The 15,923-nt window shown below is 65.9% G+C and carries 15 protein-coding genes; 5 read left to right on the top strand and 10 right to left on the bottom strand.

What is annotated here, in order from left to right:
• Window positions 1–320: 320 nt before the first annotated feature.
• The 4 genes from AU197_RS19245 to AU197_RS19230 all read left to right on the top strand — a co-directional run bounded on the left by AU197_RS19245 (window position 321) and on the right by AU197_RS19230 (window position 4,430).
• On the top strand, window positions 321–1,439 hold the full coding sequence (locus tag AU197_RS19245) for an ABC transporter ATP-binding protein (RefSeq protein WP_064404529.1): 1,119 nt from the start codon (window positions 321–323) through the stop codon (window positions 1,437–1,439).
• A gap of 91 nt (window positions 1,440–1,530) precedes the next feature.
• Window positions 1,531–2,709: a polyamine ABC transporter substrate-binding protein gene (locus tag AU197_RS19240; RefSeq protein WP_064404416.1), complete on the top strand. Its 1,179-nt coding sequence runs from the start codon at window positions 1,531–1,533 to the stop codon at window positions 2,707–2,709.
• A 3-nt stretch (window positions 2,710–2,712) separates the two neighbouring features.
• Entirely contained in the window at window positions 2,713–3,588 is an 876-nt protein-coding gene (locus AU197_RS19235; RefSeq protein WP_064404414.1) for an ABC transporter permease, read from the top strand.
• Window positions 3,585–4,430, top strand: a complete 846-nt coding sequence (locus AU197_RS19230; RefSeq protein WP_064404413.1) for an ABC transporter permease — start codon at window positions 3,585–3,587, stop codon at window positions 4,428–4,430. The genes AU197_RS19235 and AU197_RS19230 overlap by 4 nt, the downstream gene beginning before the upstream one ends.
• 96 nt (window positions 4,431–4,526) lie before the next feature.
• Here the strand turns inward: AU197_RS19230 and AU197_RS19225 are convergent, their stop codons facing one another.
• Both AU197_RS19225 and AU197_RS19220 read right to left on the bottom strand, forming a co-directional pair.
• On the bottom strand, window positions 4,527–5,390 hold the full coding sequence (locus AU197_RS19225; protein WP_064404411.1) for an EamA family transporter: 864 nt from the start codon (window positions 5,388–5,390) through the stop codon (window positions 4,527–4,529).
• Between the two features lie 72 nt (window positions 5,391–5,462).
• Window positions 5,463–5,873 carry a hypothetical protein gene (locus AU197_RS19220; RefSeq protein ID WP_231745070.1) on the bottom strand — a complete coding sequence of 137 codons (411 nt, stop codon included), beginning with the start codon at window positions 5,871–5,873 and terminating at the stop codon, window positions 5,463–5,465.
• Between the two features lie 193 nt (window positions 5,874–6,066).
• Here AU197_RS19220 and AU197_RS19215 point away from each other — a divergent pair, with 193 nt between their 5' ends.
• A complete protein-coding gene (locus AU197_RS19215; protein WP_064404525.1) occupies window positions 6,067–6,579 on the top strand; it encodes an Rv2253/PknI dimerization domain-containing protein in 513 nt (170 codons plus the stop codon).
• A gap of 5 nt (window positions 6,580–6,584) precedes the next feature.
• Here AU197_RS19215 and AU197_RS19210 read toward each other — a convergent pair whose 3' ends face one another.
• Genes AU197_RS19210 through AU197_RS19175 form a run of 8 tightly spaced genes read right to left on the bottom strand, consistent with a single transcriptional unit; the run spans window position 6,585 to window position 15,815 of the window.
• Window positions 6,585–8,120, bottom strand: a complete 1,536-nt coding sequence (locus AU197_RS19210) for an MCE family protein (protein ID WP_064404409.1) — start codon at window positions 8,118–8,120, stop codon at window positions 6,585–6,587.
• On the bottom strand, window positions 8,120–9,364 hold the full coding sequence (locus tag AU197_RS19205; RefSeq protein WP_064404408.1) for an MCE family protein: 1,245 nt from the start codon (window positions 9,362–9,364) through the stop codon (window positions 8,120–8,122). Before AU197_RS19205 ends, AU197_RS19210 begins: the two co-directional genes overlap by 1 nt.
• Complete coding sequence (locus AU197_RS19200) at window positions 9,361–10,809, bottom strand: MCE family protein (RefSeq protein WP_064404406.1); 1,449 nt, start codon at window positions 10,807–10,809, stop codon at window positions 9,361–9,363. Before AU197_RS19200 ends, AU197_RS19205 begins: the two co-directional genes overlap by 4 nt.
• A complete protein-coding gene (locus AU197_RS19195; RefSeq protein WP_064404524.1) occupies window positions 10,806–11,888 on the bottom strand; it encodes an MCE family protein in 1,083 nt (360 codons plus the stop codon). The genes AU197_RS19200 and AU197_RS19195 overlap by 4 nt, the downstream gene beginning before the upstream one ends.
• Window positions 11,888–12,910: an MCE family protein gene (locus AU197_RS19190; protein ID WP_064404404.1), complete on the bottom strand. Its 1,023-nt coding sequence runs from the start codon at window positions 12,908–12,910 to the stop codon at window positions 11,888–11,890. The genes AU197_RS19195 and AU197_RS19190 overlap by 1 nt, the downstream gene beginning before the upstream one ends.
• Window positions 12,907–14,130 (bottom strand): MCE family protein, encoded by a 1,224-nt coding sequence (locus AU197_RS19185; RefSeq protein ID WP_197415591.1) that lies wholly within the window; start codon window positions 14,128–14,130, stop codon window positions 12,907–12,909. The genes AU197_RS19190 and AU197_RS19185 overlap by 4 nt, the downstream gene beginning before the upstream one ends.
• A gap of 4 nt (window positions 14,131–14,134) precedes the next feature.
• Window positions 14,135–14,992, bottom strand: a complete 858-nt coding sequence (locus AU197_RS19180; RefSeq protein ID WP_064404403.1) for an MlaE family ABC transporter permease — start codon at window positions 14,990–14,992, stop codon at window positions 14,135–14,137.
• A gap of 13 nt (window positions 14,993–15,005) precedes the next feature.
• On the bottom strand, window positions 15,006–15,815 hold the full coding sequence (locus tag AU197_RS19175) for an MlaE family ABC transporter permease (protein ID WP_064404402.1): 810 nt from the start codon (window positions 15,813–15,815) through the stop codon (window positions 15,006–15,008).
• Window positions 15,816–15,923: the final 108 nt, after the last annotated feature.

Raw genomic sequence — 15,923 nt, 5'->3', positions numbered from 1 at the left:
CCCGATCATGGCGGGGCGGGCTGCGAAACTGATCCAGACACCGGTTCAGCGCCGGCGCCGGCTGCGGTCCACGCGCCAGGTCGACGACTGTCCCGGCGGCAGCGAATTTGGTGTCCGTGGTCACGCCAGACGAAGGATTCCATTGTGAATATGTAAATTCCCTGCGGAATCGCTTGCGAACGACCGCTCGATCCGCGATTGTTTACCCACAGCTCGGGGGGCTGTCCGGAGGAGGACCCGCACTGACCGGCACACACACCACCGCCGTCGACCAATCATCGGGACACAACGAGGCGCCCCGCCGGACAGGCGCCCCGGTCATCGAGATCGACCACGTCACCAAGCGCTTCGGCGACTACGTCGCCGTGGCCGAAGCGGACGTCTCCATCGCCTCGGGCGAATTCTTCTCGTTGCTCGGTCCATCCGGCTGCGGCAAGACGACCACCCTGCGCATGATCGCCGGGTTCGAGAGCCCCACCGCCGGCGCGATCCGCCTCGAAGGCGTCGACGTCTCGAAGGTCCCGCCCCACAAACGCAACGTCAACACGGTGTTTCAGCACTATGCGCTGTTCCCGCACATGTCTGTCTGGGACAACGTCGCCTACGGTCCCCGGAGCAAGAAGCTGGCCAAAAATGAGGTCCGCAAGCGGGTCGACGAACTCCTCGAGATCGTCCGGTTGACGGATTTCGCCGATCGCCGCCCCGGCCAGCTCTCGGGCGGCCAGCAACAGCGCGTCGCGCTGGCGCGCGCATTGGTGAACTACCCGAGCGCACTGCTGCTCGACGAACCGCTCGGCGCCCTGGATCTCAAGCTGCGTCAGGTGATGCAGTTCGAACTCAAGCGCATCCAGCGCGAAGTGGGGATCACCTTCATCTACGTGACCCACGACCAGGAGGAAGCGCTGACGATGAGCGACCGCATCGCGGTCATGAACGCCGGCAACGTCGACCAGATCGGTACGCCGACCGAGATTTACGACCGGCCCGCCACGGTGTTCGTCGCCAGCTTCATCGGACAGGCCAACCTGTGGGCCGGCCGCCAGACCGGCAGGGCCAACCGGGATTACGTCGAGATCGAGGTGCTGGGCTCGACGCTGAAAGCGCGGCCGGGCGAGACCACGATCGAACCCGGAGGGCACGCGACGTTGATGGTGCGGCCCGAACGGGTCCGCGTGTGCATGGATGCGCCCACCGGTGAGCTCGTCGGTGTGCGCGCGACGGTCACCGACCTGACCTTCCAGGGTCCGGTGGTGCGGTTGTCGCTGGCGGCACCGGACGACTCGGCGATGATCGCCCACATCGGTCCCGAGGAGGATCTGCCGATGCTGCGCCCCGGCGACCAGGTGCACGTCTGCTGGAGTCCGGACGCGTCACTGGTGTTGCCCGCGGCCGACATTCCGACCGCCGAGGATCTCGAGGAGATGCTCGACGATTCCTGAATCGTCACCCCTGGCGATCCGGCACCGCCTCGAGTGGCGACTCGGAAGTTGTCGGCCCCTCCCCTCCCTCCGACGAAAGGCACAGCTCGCCATGCCCCATGAGATGGATCCCCGCCTCGCTCGCCTCGCCGCCAACCGCACGTCGCGCCGCCGCTTCATCGGCGGAGGCGCCGCTGCGGCCGCCGCTGTGGTCCTCGGCCCGTCGTTTCTGGCGGCATGCGGGTCAGACAGCGGCACCTCCGGTACCACGACTCAGGAAGGCGGTCCGGCGAGCGGCACACTGCGGATCTCGAACTGGCCGCTCTACATGGCCGAGGGATTCATCGCCGCCTTCCAGCAGGCGTCGGGTATCACCGTCGACTACAAGGAGGACTTCAACGACAACGAGGAGTGGTTCGCCAAGGTCAAGGAACCGTTGTCGCGCAAGCAGGACATCGGCACCGACCTCGTCGTGCCGACCGCCTTCATGGCGTCGCAGATCCGGAAGCTGAACTGGGTCAACGACTTCAGCCAGAACGGCATTCCGAACAAGAAGAACCTGCGGCCCGATCTGCTCGACGCGCAGATGGACCCGGGCCGCAAGTGGAGCGCGCCCTACATGACCGGCATGGTCGGCCTGGCCTTCAACCGCGCCGCCACCGGCCGCGACATCACCAAGATCGACGATCTGTGGGATCCGGCGTTCAAGGGCCGCGTCAGCATGCTCTCAGACTTCCAGGACGGCCTGGGCATGATCATGCAGTCCCAGGGCGGGGACCCTGCCTCGCCGAGCACCGAATCGGTGCGCAAGGCGGTGGACCTCGTCCGCGAACAGAACGACCGCGGCCAGATCCGCCGGTTCACCGGCAACGACTACGCCGACGATCTGGCGGCGGGCAATGTCGTGATCGCGCAAGCCTATTCGGGCGACGTCGTGCAGTTGCAGGCCGACAACCCCGACTTGCAGTTCGTGGTTCCCGAATCCGGCGGCACCGACTTCCTCGACGTCATGGTGATCCCCTACACCACGCAGAACCAGAAGGCCGCCGAGGCGTGGATCGACTTCGTCTACGACCGGGCCAACTACGCCAAGCTCATCGCCTTCACGCAGTTCGTGCCAGTGCTCTCGGACATGACGGCCGATCTGGACCAGATCGACCCGAATCTGGGCAAGAACGAGCTGATCAATCCTCCCCAATCCACCCTCGACCGGATCACGGCCTGGGCTCCGCTCGAGGACGAGCAAAAGCAGCAGTACGCCTCGATGTACGCCGAAGTCACCGGCGGTTGATGCATGGCAGGAGTCGCCAGTAGCGGCCGACAGCGCAGCAGGATCGCCCCGTATCTGATGGTCCTGCCCGCTATGGTGTACCTCGCGGTGTTCTTCGTCGTCCCGTTCATCTCCCTGGCGCGGATGTCGCTGTCGACGACCAGCGGCTCCATTTTCCTTCCGACACTGACGTTCTCATGGGACTTCGGGAACTACGCCGAGGCGTTCAGCAAGTATCAGGAGCAGATACTGCGGTCGTTCGGTTACGCCACCACCGCGACGGTGCTGTGCGTGCTGCTGTCCTTCCCGCTGGCGTATGTGATCGCGTTCAAGGCCGGGCGTTTCAAGAACCTCATCCTGGGCCTGGTGATCCTGCCGTTCTTCGTGACGTTCCTGATCCGCACGATCGCGTGGAAAACCATTCTGGCCGACAACGGTTGGGTGGTCGAGGCGTTGGGCGCGATCGGGCTGTTGCCGGCCGACGGGCGGCTGTTGTCGACGAGCTGGGCGGTCATCGGCGGCCTCACCTACAACTGGATCATCTTCATGATCCTGCCGCTGTACGTCAGCCTGGAGAAGATCGATCCGCGGCTGATCGAAGCCTCCAAGGACCTGTACTCGTCGAATACCCGCAGCTTCACCAAGGTCATCCTGCCGCTGTCGCTTCCCGGCCTGCTGGCCGGCAGCCTGCTGGTCTTCATCCCGGCCGCGGGGGACTTCATCAACGCCGAATATCTGGGCAGCACCCAAACGACGATGATCGGCAACGTGATTCAGCAGCAGTTCCTGGTCGTCAAGGACTATCCGGCCGCGGCGGCGCTGAGCATGGTGCTGATGGGCATCATCCTGGTGGGCGTCCTTCTCTACACCCGGGCATTGGGCACGGAGGAACTCGTATGACCGTCCAGGCCCTGGAAGCGGCGACCAGCCTCGCGCCGGCCAAGAAAGTCAAGGGAACACCGCGGTGGGGCGACTGGCTGCTGAGGATCGTCGCGGGGCTCGTGCTGCTGTATTTGTTCCTGCCCATTTTCGTGATCGTGCTGTTCTCGTTCAACGATCCGAAGGGCAAGTTCAACTACAGCTGGCAGGGTTTCACCCTGGACAACTGGGCCGATCCGTTCGAGTATCCCGCGCTGACCGAGGCGCTGAAGCTGAGCATCAACGTCGCCGCGGTCTCCACCGCGGCCGCGTTGGTACTGGGTACGTTGGTGGCCATAGCCCTTGTGCGGCAACGGTGGCGGGGACAGCGCGCGGTCGACACGTTTCTCGTCCTGCCGCTGACGGCGCCCGAGGTGGTCATGGGTGCCGCGCTGCTGGTGCTGTTTCTCGACCTCGGGTGGGCGACCGGCTACACGACGATCGTGTTGGCGCACATCGCGTTCGAGGTCAGCTTCATCGCGATGACCGTGCGCGCCCGGGTGCGCGGCTTCGACTGGACGCTCGAGGACGCGTCGATGGACCTCGGCGCCAGCCCCACGCGCACCTTCTTCCGGGTGACGCTGCCGCTGATCGTCCCGGGCATCGTCGCAGCGGGCATGCTGTCGTTCGCGTTGTCGCTCGACGATTTCATCATCACCTACTTCGTCAGCGGTTCGACGGTGACATATCCGCTGTACGTCAATGCCGCGGTGAAGGCCGCGGTGCCGCCACAGATCAACGTCCTCGCAACGGCGATCCTGGTGATCAGCCTCGTCCTGCTGGCCCTCGGAACGCTCTACCGGCGCAAGCGGATCGACGTCTAGCGACGCTACCTCGCCTCCTCCCCTCACCGCGAGCGTGCGAGTCTGCCCATGACACGCCGCGATTCCTCGGCAGTTTACGCACGCTCGTAGGGCGCTTCACGCCACTTCGACGGGGACCGGCGGTGTGCGGGCCCCGGTGCGCGCGGCGCCCATGCCGGCGGCCACCACGAAGCACATGCCGAGCACGCCGAGCGCTTCGGGCACCTGGTGCAGGATCAGCAGGCCGATGACCATCGCGAAGCCCGGTTCGAGCGCCATCAGTGTTCCGAACGCGGCGGCGGTCAGTCGTCGTAATGCCAGCAGTTCCAGCGCGAACGGCACGACGGGCAGCAGGATCGCCAAGCCGATCCCGATCAACAGGATGTCCACCGAAAGCCGCGGCAGCACCAGGTGGCCGACGGCCAGAGTGGCCACGATGCCTGCGACGGGCATCGACACCGCCAGCCCCGACATCCCCACCACTTCATCACCGACCCGCTGGGTCAACAGGATGTAGGCCGCCCAACAGGCAGCTGAAGCCAGCGCGTACAGGACGCCGACCGGGTCGACGTGGCCCGCCCACGGTTGGGTGAGCAGAACGACTCCGACCGCGGCCAAACCCGGCCACACCAGGCGATTGCGCCCGGCCCCTCGCGCAACGGCGACGCCCAGCGGGCCGAGGAATTCGATCGCGCTGGCGGTGCCCAACGGGATGCGGGCCAACGCGGCCATGAACAGCAAGGTGATGGCGGCGGTGACCACACCGAGCACCACACACATCCGAAACGTCGCCCACGTGAAGGCCCTTGGTCGCGGCCGGACGATGAGGAGCATCAAGACGCCCGCCCACGCCAGGCGCAGCCACGCCGCGCCTTCGGCGCCGATGCGGTCGATCAGCGTCACCGCGACCGCGGCGCCGGTCTGCACGGACAGCATCGCCGCGACCGCCATCAGCACCCCGCTGCGGGCTTGGCTCACCATGCTGGCATTCAACGGGACGTCGGGCGTTCACGTCCACGCGATTTCCGCCCGTGAAGCGCGGCCTCGATTCGGCTACAGGCGCGCGAGGCTGAACGGATAGGTGAACGTCCCGCCCGGCGCGCCGTCGCAGCCGGTCGCGAACGACGACTCGAGCGTGCCCGACCGGGTCGCCGCATCCCACGAGTAGACGTCGCGGGTCGGGATCACCGGACCGTAGTAGACGTTGCCGCACCGCAGCCCGTCCGGGACGTCCACGGTCAGGGTGTAACGGCCATCGGCGAGGTGCGCATCACCGCTGTAGGCGAACGCCTTCGCGATGGGCTGTGGAATCGCCTGGACGTGCACGCAGTCGCCTTGGCAGCGCGAGACCGCCCACAGCCACGTGTGGAAGTCGTAGCGCCCCTCGATGACCAGATGAAAGTTGCCGTAGGCGGTCTCGGCGTGGGCGAGCCCCGGGGTGAACAACGCCGCGACGATCAGCATCACGCCCGCCAATGCGGAGCTCACGGAGCGGCGTCGTGCAACCACGGTGTCCTTGATACGTCATGCAGACGACGACCGACGGCGACGGTGCCGCTCAGCGGGATCACCTGTTCCACTGAGCGGACGAGGATCGTCCTCGGCGTCGGAACCGGCCTAGGTTGATCGTTCGTCACGATCGGTGAAGGAGACGGCGATGCGGATGACCGGTGTCGCGGTAGGTGTCGTCGCTGTCGCTGTGACGGCCGTCGGGTGGGCCGGAGGCGCCCAGGCCACCGGCAACGAGTGGGGCCTCAACGGCAGCTACACCGCCACCTCGAACGGCGAATTCGCCAAGACCAACGACGCGTTCCGGGACGAGGCCAGCTTGCGCAGCACCTGGACCATCTCCACGACGTGCAGTTATCCGACCGAGTGCACGGGCACCGTTGTCAGCGATTTCGGCTGGACCGCGCCGATCTACAAGACGGGCGGTGTGTGGTACGTCAAACACACGGTCGAGAACTGGATCCCGTGTCCCGACGGCACGGCGGCCCCCGGTCTCCAGGTGTTCCGGTTCGTCCCGGTCAACGAGGACGGCAGCATGACCGATCCCGCGTCGACGACACTGGCGGGCGAAGACCAGACCACCGGCCCCAGCGGGGCGTGCGGCGTCAGCAAGCCCGTCTTCATCACCATGCCGTTCAAGCTCGTCAAAAACGACGCCTGACGGGCTCACTCATTCGGGACGAGTAGGTCCTGCCACGACTTCGGACCCGCCGACGCCGCCAGGTCGGCTTGGCGGAACACCTGACCGTCCGGCGTCGCGTACTGACCCGTCTGCGGATCGTAGGGGGCGACGGCGACGGACGGCCCGGCACCGGAGCTCGAGGAGCTCGGGGCCGCGGCGGGACCGGGACCGTCGGGCGGCGGCGGCGCAGCTTCGCCTGGTTGAGCGGGCGGCAGCGGCGTGCCCTGCACCGGACCGTAGATCCGCTCTTCGAAGTCGACCCGGTCGTCGGGCGCGACACCCTGGGCGATCAGACCGGGATCGATCGGGTACGGACCGAGCGGATGCTGGCGCATCGCCAGCGGCTCGAACGGCTTGTCGCTCTGGCACATCTCGACGGTCGGCGCGCGTTTACCCGGCTGCGCCAGGCACGGATAGTTACGCGCCCCGCGCACCCCGATCGGTGAATCCTGCGGCAGTTTGCAGTACAGGCCGTCGGGTGTGTCGACGATCGTCTCGTCTTCCGGTGAGCGCCACTGGTTCGGCGGCAGGAACCCGACGGTGCACGCGGGCGGATCGCTGATCACCAGCGTGAAGTCCCCCAGCGCCATGCCGGTGGGGTTGTTGCGCGCCACGCCGACGGTCTGCGTGGCCGCCACATACGGGGGGAACAGCACCAGAAGTTGTTCCAGCGCAGCGTGATACGTCACGCCGACCTCGCCGACGGATGTCAGGTTGGCCAGCAGCACGGGCAGGGTCGCCTTGACGTCGTTGAACAACCGCGAGGCCTCGTCCGCCGCTCCGGGACCGACTTCGAAAATGGTGCGCATCTGCGCATCATCGGCCTCGATCTGCCCGGTGATGCCCGCGACGCCACGCGCCCAGCTACGGATGGCGTCGGCCGACTGCGCCTGGCCGTCCAGCAGCGGACGGCTGTCGTCGATCAACGCCCGTGTCTTGTCGGCGATCGCGTTGCCGTCGCCTACGATCTTCGCCGACGAGTCCATCAGTGAACCGAAGTCGTATCCCGTCCCGTCGAGGGCCTTGAACGACTCGTCGAGCAGACCGCTGATCTTGTCCTTCGGAATGCTGTCCAGCAAGGCGCTGACCTGATCGAGCATCGGGCCGACGGCTTGCGGCACCGAGGTCTTCTCTCGGGAGATCACCGAGCCGTCCTGCAGGAACGGCCCGTTCGTGTCATCGGGCACCAGGTCGACGTACTGTTCGCCGACCGCGGACACGCTGCGCACGGCGGCGCGGGTGTCGGCCGGAACCTTCGGTGACGTGCTCAACGACAGCGTCGCGACGGCGCCCTCGCGGGTGGCACGCACGTCGAGAACCTTGCCCATCTGGACACCGCGATACGTCACGTTCGAGAACCGGTAAAGGCCTCCGGTGCCGGGCAGTTCGAGCTGTACCGTGATGCGCCCGATGCCCAACAGCGTCGGCACCTGCATGTAACCGAACACCATCAGCGCAATACCGATCACCGAGGCGATGGTGAAGATGATGAGCTGGTTGCGGACGAAGCGCGTCAACATCAGTTGCCGCCTCCCCCGGCGACCGCCATGCCGTCCGCCGCGAGACCGGACCCATGGTCGACCACCGCGTGTGAATCATCCTGACTGTCGGCGCTTTCGACGAGCGGTGGTGGCTCGGCGACCTCGGTGGGCGCCGGCGTGATCGGCGCATTCAACGGGTCCAGCGTGTAGGTCAGATACCAGGGGTCGCCCGGGGCGGGCACCATCGGCGCGCCCTCCTGCCCCCATCGGGTGCCGAGGAACAGCCCCCGCTTGAGCCGCGGAATGGTGAAGTCGAAGATGATGAACTGGTTCATGTAGTCGCCGCGGATCGCACGGTTGATGAAGCTCTGCGTGTACGGGAACGTCGGCGCGTAGGCCAGGACGGTGCCCAGGTTCGGACCGACGTCGGCGAGCGCGCGCAACGTCGGTTCGAGATTGGCGAGGTTACGCACGATGTCGTCTTTCGTGTCGTTGATCAGCCCGGTGGCCGTGTCGCTGAAACGTCCCAGGCGCTCGAGCGCCTCGGTGATGCGCGGCCGTTCCTTGATCAGCACATCGAGCGCGGGCGGAATGCGGTGCAGCCCAGCGGTGATGACGTCCCGTTCGGCAGCGAACGTGCTCGACATCCGGTCCATCGCGGCGATGGAGGCGTTGATGTCGTCGCGTTGGGTGTCGAGCATCCCGATGAAATCGTTCAGGCGGACCAGCAGGTCCCTGATCTGGTCTTCGCGTCCACTCAGGGCGGCGTTGAACTCACGGACGATGTCGCCCATCTGTCCGAGGCCGCCGCCGTTGACGACGACCGAAAGCGAGGACAGCGTCTGTTCGGTGGACGGGTACGTCGACGACCTGTCGAGTCCGATCGTCGACCCGGGTTCCAGCGCACCGCTGGGTGCCTGTCCCAGAGGCGGGTCGAGCGCCAGGTGCATCGAGCCGAGCAGGCTGGTCTGCCCCACGGTCGCCACCGCGTTCGCGGGTATCACGACGTCGGGTCGCACCGACACCTCGATGTCGGCGTGCCAGTTCGTCACCTTCATTTTGCCGATACTGCCGACGACCACGTCGCCGAGCAGCACCGGTGAATTAGGTTCCAGCGAACCGACATTGGCGACCTGGACGTGATACACGGAGGCGTCCGCACCCCGGCCAACCGTGCCCGGGAGCGGCAGCGAGTTCACGCCTTCGAACGTGCACCCGGTCACCGCGAGGGCGACGCAGCACGCCATCACGACGAGGCGACGGATCGAGCGGGGGCCCATCATGACGGCCCCATTGGGGTCGCCGGTGGTGCCGGTGCCTCGGCGGGCAGCAACATGTCCTCGAGCGTCGTCGGCTGCGAGACCGTCGTCGGTGGGCCCGGCGGGATCGGCGCACCCGGATACAGGGCTGGTTGCGGTGCGGCAGGCAGTCCGTGCGGGGCGTAGGCGCCGGGCAGACCGGGCGCAGTGGCCCACCCCGCAGGCGGCGGCACGTCACCGGCGCCGGTGTACGCCGACACCGCAGGTGGGGCCTCGGGAGGCTGCGGAGCCCCGCCGGCTCCCCCGGGAGCCAGCGCCGGATCCGAATAGATCAGGTTGTCCGGGCTAGGCGACTTCTGCAGGTAGGCGTTGAACGGCATCGGCAGATAGTTGAAGTTGAGCAATCGCAGCGCGGGACCGAGATATTCGGCGCACGCCTTCGACGCCTCGGGTGCCGTCGCGTTCTTCACCGCGGCGATCGACGAGCACACCAGCTGCACCGGGTTCGCGAAGTTCGCCAACGCGAAGCCGCCGATCATGGTGCCGGTGTCGGGGTTGTAGATGTTGTATCCGTTGCCGATGGCGTTGGGCGCGACGTGCAACACGTTCTCCAGGGCCAGCCGATTGTCGGCGAGGTTCTGTGTGACGGCGCCGAGGCGCTGAATCTGTTCGGCGGTCTGATCTCTGCTGCCCGCGATGAACCGCTGCACCTCGCCGACTGCCTCGGCGAGATAGGTGAGGGCGGCGTCGAGATCGGACCTGCTCGAATCGACCACGCTGCTCACCGTGGCGAGACGGTCCTGGAACTGCACGATCTGGGCGTTGCTGTCGCGCAGCGCGTTGACGAAGGTCTGCAGGTGCACGATGACGTCGACGATGTCGCCGCTGCCGTCGGCGAGGATTCGGCCGACCTGTGCCAGCTGCGTGATGGTCTCGCGGAGTTTGTCGCCGTTGCCGTTCATGGCGTTGGCCGCGCTGTCGATGAAGCGGCTGACCGACGTCGTCGAAATGTCGCCGCTCGGCCCGAGATCCGTTGCGAGCCGCGTCAGTTGTTCCTTGACCTCGTCCCACTCGACGGGCACCGCCGTCCGGTCGACACCGATGACGGCGTTGTCGGGAAGGGTCGGACCGCTGGTCTCGTAGGCGGGGGCGAGCTGAACGTAACGCGCGGACACCAGGTTCTGCGCCACGATCACCGCCTTGGCGTCGGCGGGGATCGGCACGTCACGGTCGACGGACAGCCGCATGCGGGCCTGGGCGCCGTCGGGCTCGATCGCTTCGATCGTGCCGACCCGCACCCCGGAGACGCGCACCTCGTCACCGGGGTAGATCGCGGTGGCGGAGCTGAAGTAGGCGGTGATTGTTCTCGGGCCGAAGAACGCCTGGCGGACGACCACCACGGTTCCTCCGACGAGCAGGCCCACCAGGACCACCAGCAGCGCCGTCGACAGCGACTTGCGGCCGATCATCGTGACCCTCCCGGAATACCGTTGTACGGGAAGGGGAATTCGGCGCGGGGCCCCGCGTTGTCCGGCGGCTGTCCGGCGTTCACGCCGCGGCGATAACCCAGCGCATAGTCGAGGAACGGCTGCAGCGACTGCGCCGGCAGCAGGTTGCCGACGAACGCGTTGTAGTAGAACCCGTTGTTGACGGCCTCACCCTGGGTGACCTGATATTTCGCCAACCCCTCGAGAGCCTTCGCGATGTTGTCGCGGTTGCGCTCGAGCATGTCGTAGACCGCGTTGAGCTTCTGCAGCGTCGGCGCCAGTTCCTGCTCGTTGTCGTGCACCAGACCCGTCAACTGGCGGGCGACCACCGACGTGTTGGCGAGCAGGCTGACGATGGCGTACCGGCGGGTCTCGAGGACACCCATCAGGTCATTGGCGTTGAGGATCAAGGTGTTCAGCTGCTCGCTGCGCTCGGAGAGCACACCGGTGACGTCGGCGGCACTCTTGAGCAGCCGGCCCAGCGACTCGTCGCGTCCGTTCAGTGAGCGCGACAGCCGGCTCAGCCCGTCGAAGGTCGGTCCGAGTTGCGGTGCGATCCGGTCGATCGTGTCGGAGAGCGTGTCGAGCGCCTGGTTGATCGATGCGGTGTCGGTGTCGGCCGTGTTCGCGGTGAACTCGCTGACGGCCTCGGTCAGGGAGTACGGCGAAGAGGTCCTCGACAAAGGAATGAGGTACAGCGGCTTCACCCGGTCGTCGCCCGCCGGTTCCAGGGCCAGCGTGCGCTCCCCCAGCAGGGTGCCGGTGCGGATGTGCGCGGTGGTCTGCGATCCGAGACGGACCTTACCGTCAACGGTGAACGTCACGAGTGCCTTGCCCTTGTCCAGGGATACCTCGGACACCGAGCCGACCGTCATGCCGGAGACCTTCACGTCGTTGCCCGGCGCCAGACCGCCGGCCTCGGTGAACAACGCCTGATACCTGACGGCGGTGGCCCACGACCACAGCCGCTCGGGTTGCAGCCCCACAGCGATGATCAGGACGATGAGAACAACGCCGATGAATCCGGCTCGAATCAATGATGGGGCACGGTATTTCAGCATCAGGGCTCCCCGCATCTTCCGTTGTTCTGCAGGATCCATGGGAAGTGCGCGGTGCGGCCCTGGAGGTCGGTGACCCTGACCGATATTCCGCACAGGTATTGGTTCAGGAAGCTTCCGTACGCGCCCAGACGCACGAGCTTCTTGTAGTTCTGCGGCGCCTTCTGCAGGGAGATGTCCAGGAGCGGTATGTCCTTTTCCAGCAGCGGAGCGACGCGGTTGAGCTCATCGACGGTACCGGCCAGCGGTGGCCGGGCCTGGGTCATCAAGTCGGCGAGCGAGGCGGTCCCGCTGTCCAGTGCGGTGATCGCCTCTCCGATCGGGTCACGGTCAGCGGCAAGCCCGGTGATCAACTTCTCGAGGCGGTCCACCGCGCCGGAGAACTTGTTCCCGTCCTTGGCGATGGTGGCCAGCACCGCGTTGAGGTTGTCGATCAGGTTCCGTACGGTCTCGCCGTTGTCGGCGATCGAGTTGGTGAACGACGCGGTCTTGGCGAACAGCGATTCGAGGTTCCCACCCTGCCCCTGCAGGATTTGAATCAAGGAGCGGGTCAACGCATTGACGTCGTCGGGGTTCAGGCCGCGGATCACCGGCTTCAGCCCGCCGAGAAGGAGGTCGAGATCGAGCGCAGGCTCGGTTCGCTCGGCGGGGATCTGTGAGCCGGGTCCGGCGACTCTCGTCGAGCCGGGTCCGTCGAGGAGCTCGAGGTAACGATCGCCGACGAGGTTGAGGTAGCGCACCGCGGCCCTGGTGCCGGTCGTGAGCACGATGTCGGAGGCGGCGTCGAAGGTGACCACGACGGTGTTGTCCGGTTGCAGGGAGACGTCGTGAACGGTGCCGACGCGGATACCCGAAACCCGCACCGAATCCCCGGTTTTGAGGTCGGAGACGTCGGTGAACACGGCGGAGTAGTCGTGCGCGGACCCGGTGCGGTACTGGCCGAAGATCGCGAACAGCGCCGCGGTCAACAGCAGCATCACCGCGCCGAAGACGCTCAGTTTGATCGCAGTTCCCACCCCGCTCATCCCGGTTGTCCGATCTGCGAGGAGTTGCGGGGCGGACCGTCGATCGGGCCGAACAGCGCCTGCTTGAGCGCATCGGAGTTCAGCAGGATGCCCTGGTTGCCGTACTGCGCGCGGCTGGCGTCGATGTCGCTGACGACGTATGGCGCCCGCGTCTCGTAGCCGACGTCCGGCAGTCCCGCACACTGAGGCCCGCCCTTGGCAGCGACCTTGGGCAGGTTCTGAGGATACCGGTAGCGTTCGGAGCCCAACACGAAGGAGTCGAGCAGCAGCACTCCGGGGACGGGTGTGGGTGCAGCGGTGGCCAGCGGGACCATGCCTGCCAGAAGGCAATTCAGCGCCGGATGGTACTGGTTGGTCAGGTCGGTCGTGGGCACCAGAAGGTGGAAGACATTGGTGATCGCCTCTCGGTTCGCGGTGAGAACGTCGTTGCCGATGTCCGCCAACCCGATCGTGCTGAGCAACAGGGTGTCGAGGTCCTGTTGTTTGTCGACGATCGTGTCGCTGATACCGCTGGCGTTGTCGACGATGGCCAGCACGTCGGGGCTGGCGTCGGCGTAGGCCTCGAGAACCTCTGGCATCACTGCGATGTCGTGGCTCAGATTCCCGAGGCTGGGATTGATCTTGGCGAGCATCGCGTCCAGATCGGACAGGGTCTGCCCGAATTTCTCGCCGCGGCCGCTCAGACCCGAGGCCAGGGCCCCGAGCGTCTCGTTGAGTTTGGCGGGTTCGATGCGGTTCAACACCGAGACGAGTTGTTCGAAGATGGTGTTGATCTCGACGGTGACATGATCGGCGTCGAGCACCTGGCCGGCGCGCAGCCCCTCCGGTGACGGATCAGCAGGTGGAACGAGCGCAACCGATTTGGCGCCGAACACGGTCGACGACGCGATGTCGACACGCACATTGGCCGGGATCAGCTCCATCGCGGAGGGGTCCATGGCGAGGTGGATCGCGGCACGGCCACCGGGCAGGGGTTCTACCGAGGCGACAGAGCCCACTTGGGCACCGTGCAGCTTGACCCGGGCGTCGGGGTTCATCACCAGGCCGGCGCGGTCGGTGATGACGGTGACCGGTTCGGTCTTGGTGAAGTCTCCACGGAAGAGCGCGACGGCGAGGGCGACGACCGCGACGATCGCCACGACGGCGACGAGTCCCGCTGCCGGTCTTGCGTATTCACGCGGCTCCGCGGGGGCGGGCTTCTGCTGGTTGTTCGTCAACACGCCACTACCCGGACAGGTTGAAGTTGCCGTTGGAACCGTAGACGGCCAGGGATACCAGCAGGGTGACCGACACGACGATCACCAGCGAGGTGCGCACCGCGTTACCGACCGCGACCCCCACACCCGAGGGGCCACCGGAGGCGAAGTAGCCGAAATAGGTGTGCACCAACAAGATCGTGATCGCCATCAACACCGCCTGCAGAAACGACCACAACAAATCGATCGGATTCAAAAACGTATCGAAATAGTGGTCGTACAGCCCGCCGGACTGACCGAACAACACCACCGTGGTGAACTGCGACGCCACAAACGACAAGATCACCGCAATCGAATACAGCGGGGTGATCGCCATCATCCCCGCGATCAGCCGCGTCGACACCAGATACTCGATCGGCCGGATCGCCATCGACTCCAACGCGTCGATCTCCTCGTTGATGCGCATCGCACCCAACTGCGCGGTCACCCCGGCCCCAAACGTGGCCGCCAACCCGATCCCGGCCACCGTCGGGGCGGCGATGCGCACGTTGATGAACGCCGCCAAGAATCCGGTCAGCGCCTCGATACCGATGTCGCCCAAGGACGAATACCCCTGCACGGCCAGCGTCCCACCCGCAGCCAGCGTCAGGAAGCCGACAATGGCCACCGTGCCGCCGATCATCGCCAATGTCCCGGCGCCCATGGAGATCTCGGCGATCAACCGCACGATCTCCTTACGGAAGTGCACCGATGCATGCGGCACCCCCGCCAGCGCCCGCAGATAGAACAGCATGTGATCACCGATACGACCCAAAAAGTCGACCGGCTTGCGAACCCCCCGCGACAGGCGCGGATAGGTGCTGCGCAGAACTTGTACGGTTCCCATCGATAGCTCCCGATCAGCCCGTGGTCATCCGGATACCGATCGCGGTGACGACCACGTTGATCACGAACAACGCCATGAACGCATACACCACCGTCTCGTTGACCGCGTTACCCACCGCCTTGGCACCACCGCCGGTGATCGTCAACCCCCGAAAACACGCCACCAACCCCGCGATCAACCCGAACAACGCCGCCTTCACACACGAAATGATCACCTCGGGCACCCCGGTCAACAACGTGATCCCCGCAGCAAACGCGCCGGGGTTCACATCCTGAATGAACACCGAAAACGTGTAACCACCCAAAATCCCGATGATCACCACCAAACTGTTGAGCAACAACGCCACCAGACCCGAGGCCAACATCCGCGGAGTCACCAACCGCTGCACCGGATTGATCCCCAGCACCTCCATCGCGTCGATCTCCTCACGGATCGTGCGCGACCCCAAATCCGCACACATCGCCGTCGCGCCCGCACCAGCCACGATCAACACCGTCACAATCGGACCCACCTGGGTCACCGCCCCAAAGGCAGCACCGGCCCCCGACAGATCAGCCGCACCCAACTCCCGCAACAAAATGTTGAGCGTGAACGACACCAACACCGTGAACGGAATCGCCACCAACAACGTCGGCGCCAACGACACCCGAGCAATGAACCAACACTGCTCCAAAAACTCCCGCCACTGAAACGGCCGCCGAAACACAAACCGCACCGCATCAGCCGACATCGCAAACAACGCCCCGACCGCCTGCATCGGCCCGGCCAAATTCCGCAACGGCGGCAGACCCGCAGACCACCGCTCGGGTGCCTCGATCGCCATTACTCGGCGACTCCGTGCACGGAGGTCATCGCGAGTGACATCGGACCTCCTCGCTACGCACGGGCGCGGCGACGGCCCATGTCTCGACGGGCAAGCGTCGCAGCGAAT

Source organism: Mycobacterium sp. IS-1590 (assembly GCF_001500025.1).
Classification (GTDB): domain Bacteria; phylum Actinomycetota; class Actinomycetes; order Mycobacteriales; family Mycobacteriaceae; genus Mycobacterium.
This window is presented reverse-complemented; position numbering and strand designations above follow the sequence as displayed.

Excerpts from the sequence above, each read along its gene's own strand:
- AU197_RS19240 (WP_064404416.1), top strand. The coding sequence starts at position 1,531 with ATGCCCCATGAGATGGATCCCCGCCTCGCTCGCCTCGCCGCCAACCGC.
- AU197_RS19235 (WP_064404414.1), top strand. The coding sequence starts at position 2,713 with ATGGCAGGAGTCGCCAGTAGCGGCCGACAGCGCAGCAGGATCGCCCCG.
- AU197_RS19230 (WP_064404413.1), top strand. The coding sequence starts at position 3,585 with ATGACCGTCCAGGCCCTGGAAGCGGCGACCAGCCTCGCGCCGGCCAAG.
- AU197_RS19225 (WP_064404411.1), bottom strand. The coding sequence starts at position 5,390 with ATGGTGAGCCAAGCCCGCAGCGGGGTGCTGATGGCGGTCGCGGCGATG.
- AU197_RS19220 (WP_231745070.1), bottom strand. The coding sequence starts at position 5,873 with ATGCTGATCGTCGCGGCGTTGTTCACCCCGGGGCTCGCCCACGCCGAG.
- AU197_RS19215 (WP_064404525.1), top strand. The coding sequence starts at position 6,067 with ATGCGGATGACCGGTGTCGCGGTAGGTGTCGTCGCTGTCGCTGTGACG.
- AU197_RS19210 (WP_064404409.1), bottom strand. The coding sequence starts at position 8,120 with ATGTTGACGCGCTTCGTCCGCAACCAGCTCATCATCTTCACCATCGCC.
- AU197_RS19205 (WP_064404408.1), bottom strand. The coding sequence starts at position 9,364 with ATGATGGGCCCCCGCTCGATCCGTCGCCTCGTCGTGATGGCGTGCTGC.
- AU197_RS19200 (WP_064404406.1), bottom strand. The coding sequence starts at position 10,809 with ATGATCGGCCGCAAGTCGCTGTCGACGGCGCTGCTGGTGGTCCTGGTG.
- AU197_RS19195 (WP_064404524.1), bottom strand. The coding sequence starts at position 11,888 with ATGCTGAAATACCGTGCCCCATCATTGATTCGAGCCGGATTCATCGGC.
- AU197_RS19190 (WP_064404404.1), bottom strand. The coding sequence starts at position 12,910 with ATGAGCGGGGTGGGAACTGCGATCAAACTGAGCGTCTTCGGCGCGGTG.
- AU197_RS19180 (WP_064404403.1), bottom strand. The coding sequence starts at position 14,992 with ATGGGAACCGTACAAGTTCTGCGCAGCACCTATCCGCGCCTGTCGCGG.
- AU197_RS19175 (WP_064404402.1), bottom strand. The coding sequence starts at position 15,815 with ATGGCGATCGAGGCACCCGAGCGGTGGTCTGCGGGTCTGCCGCCGTTG.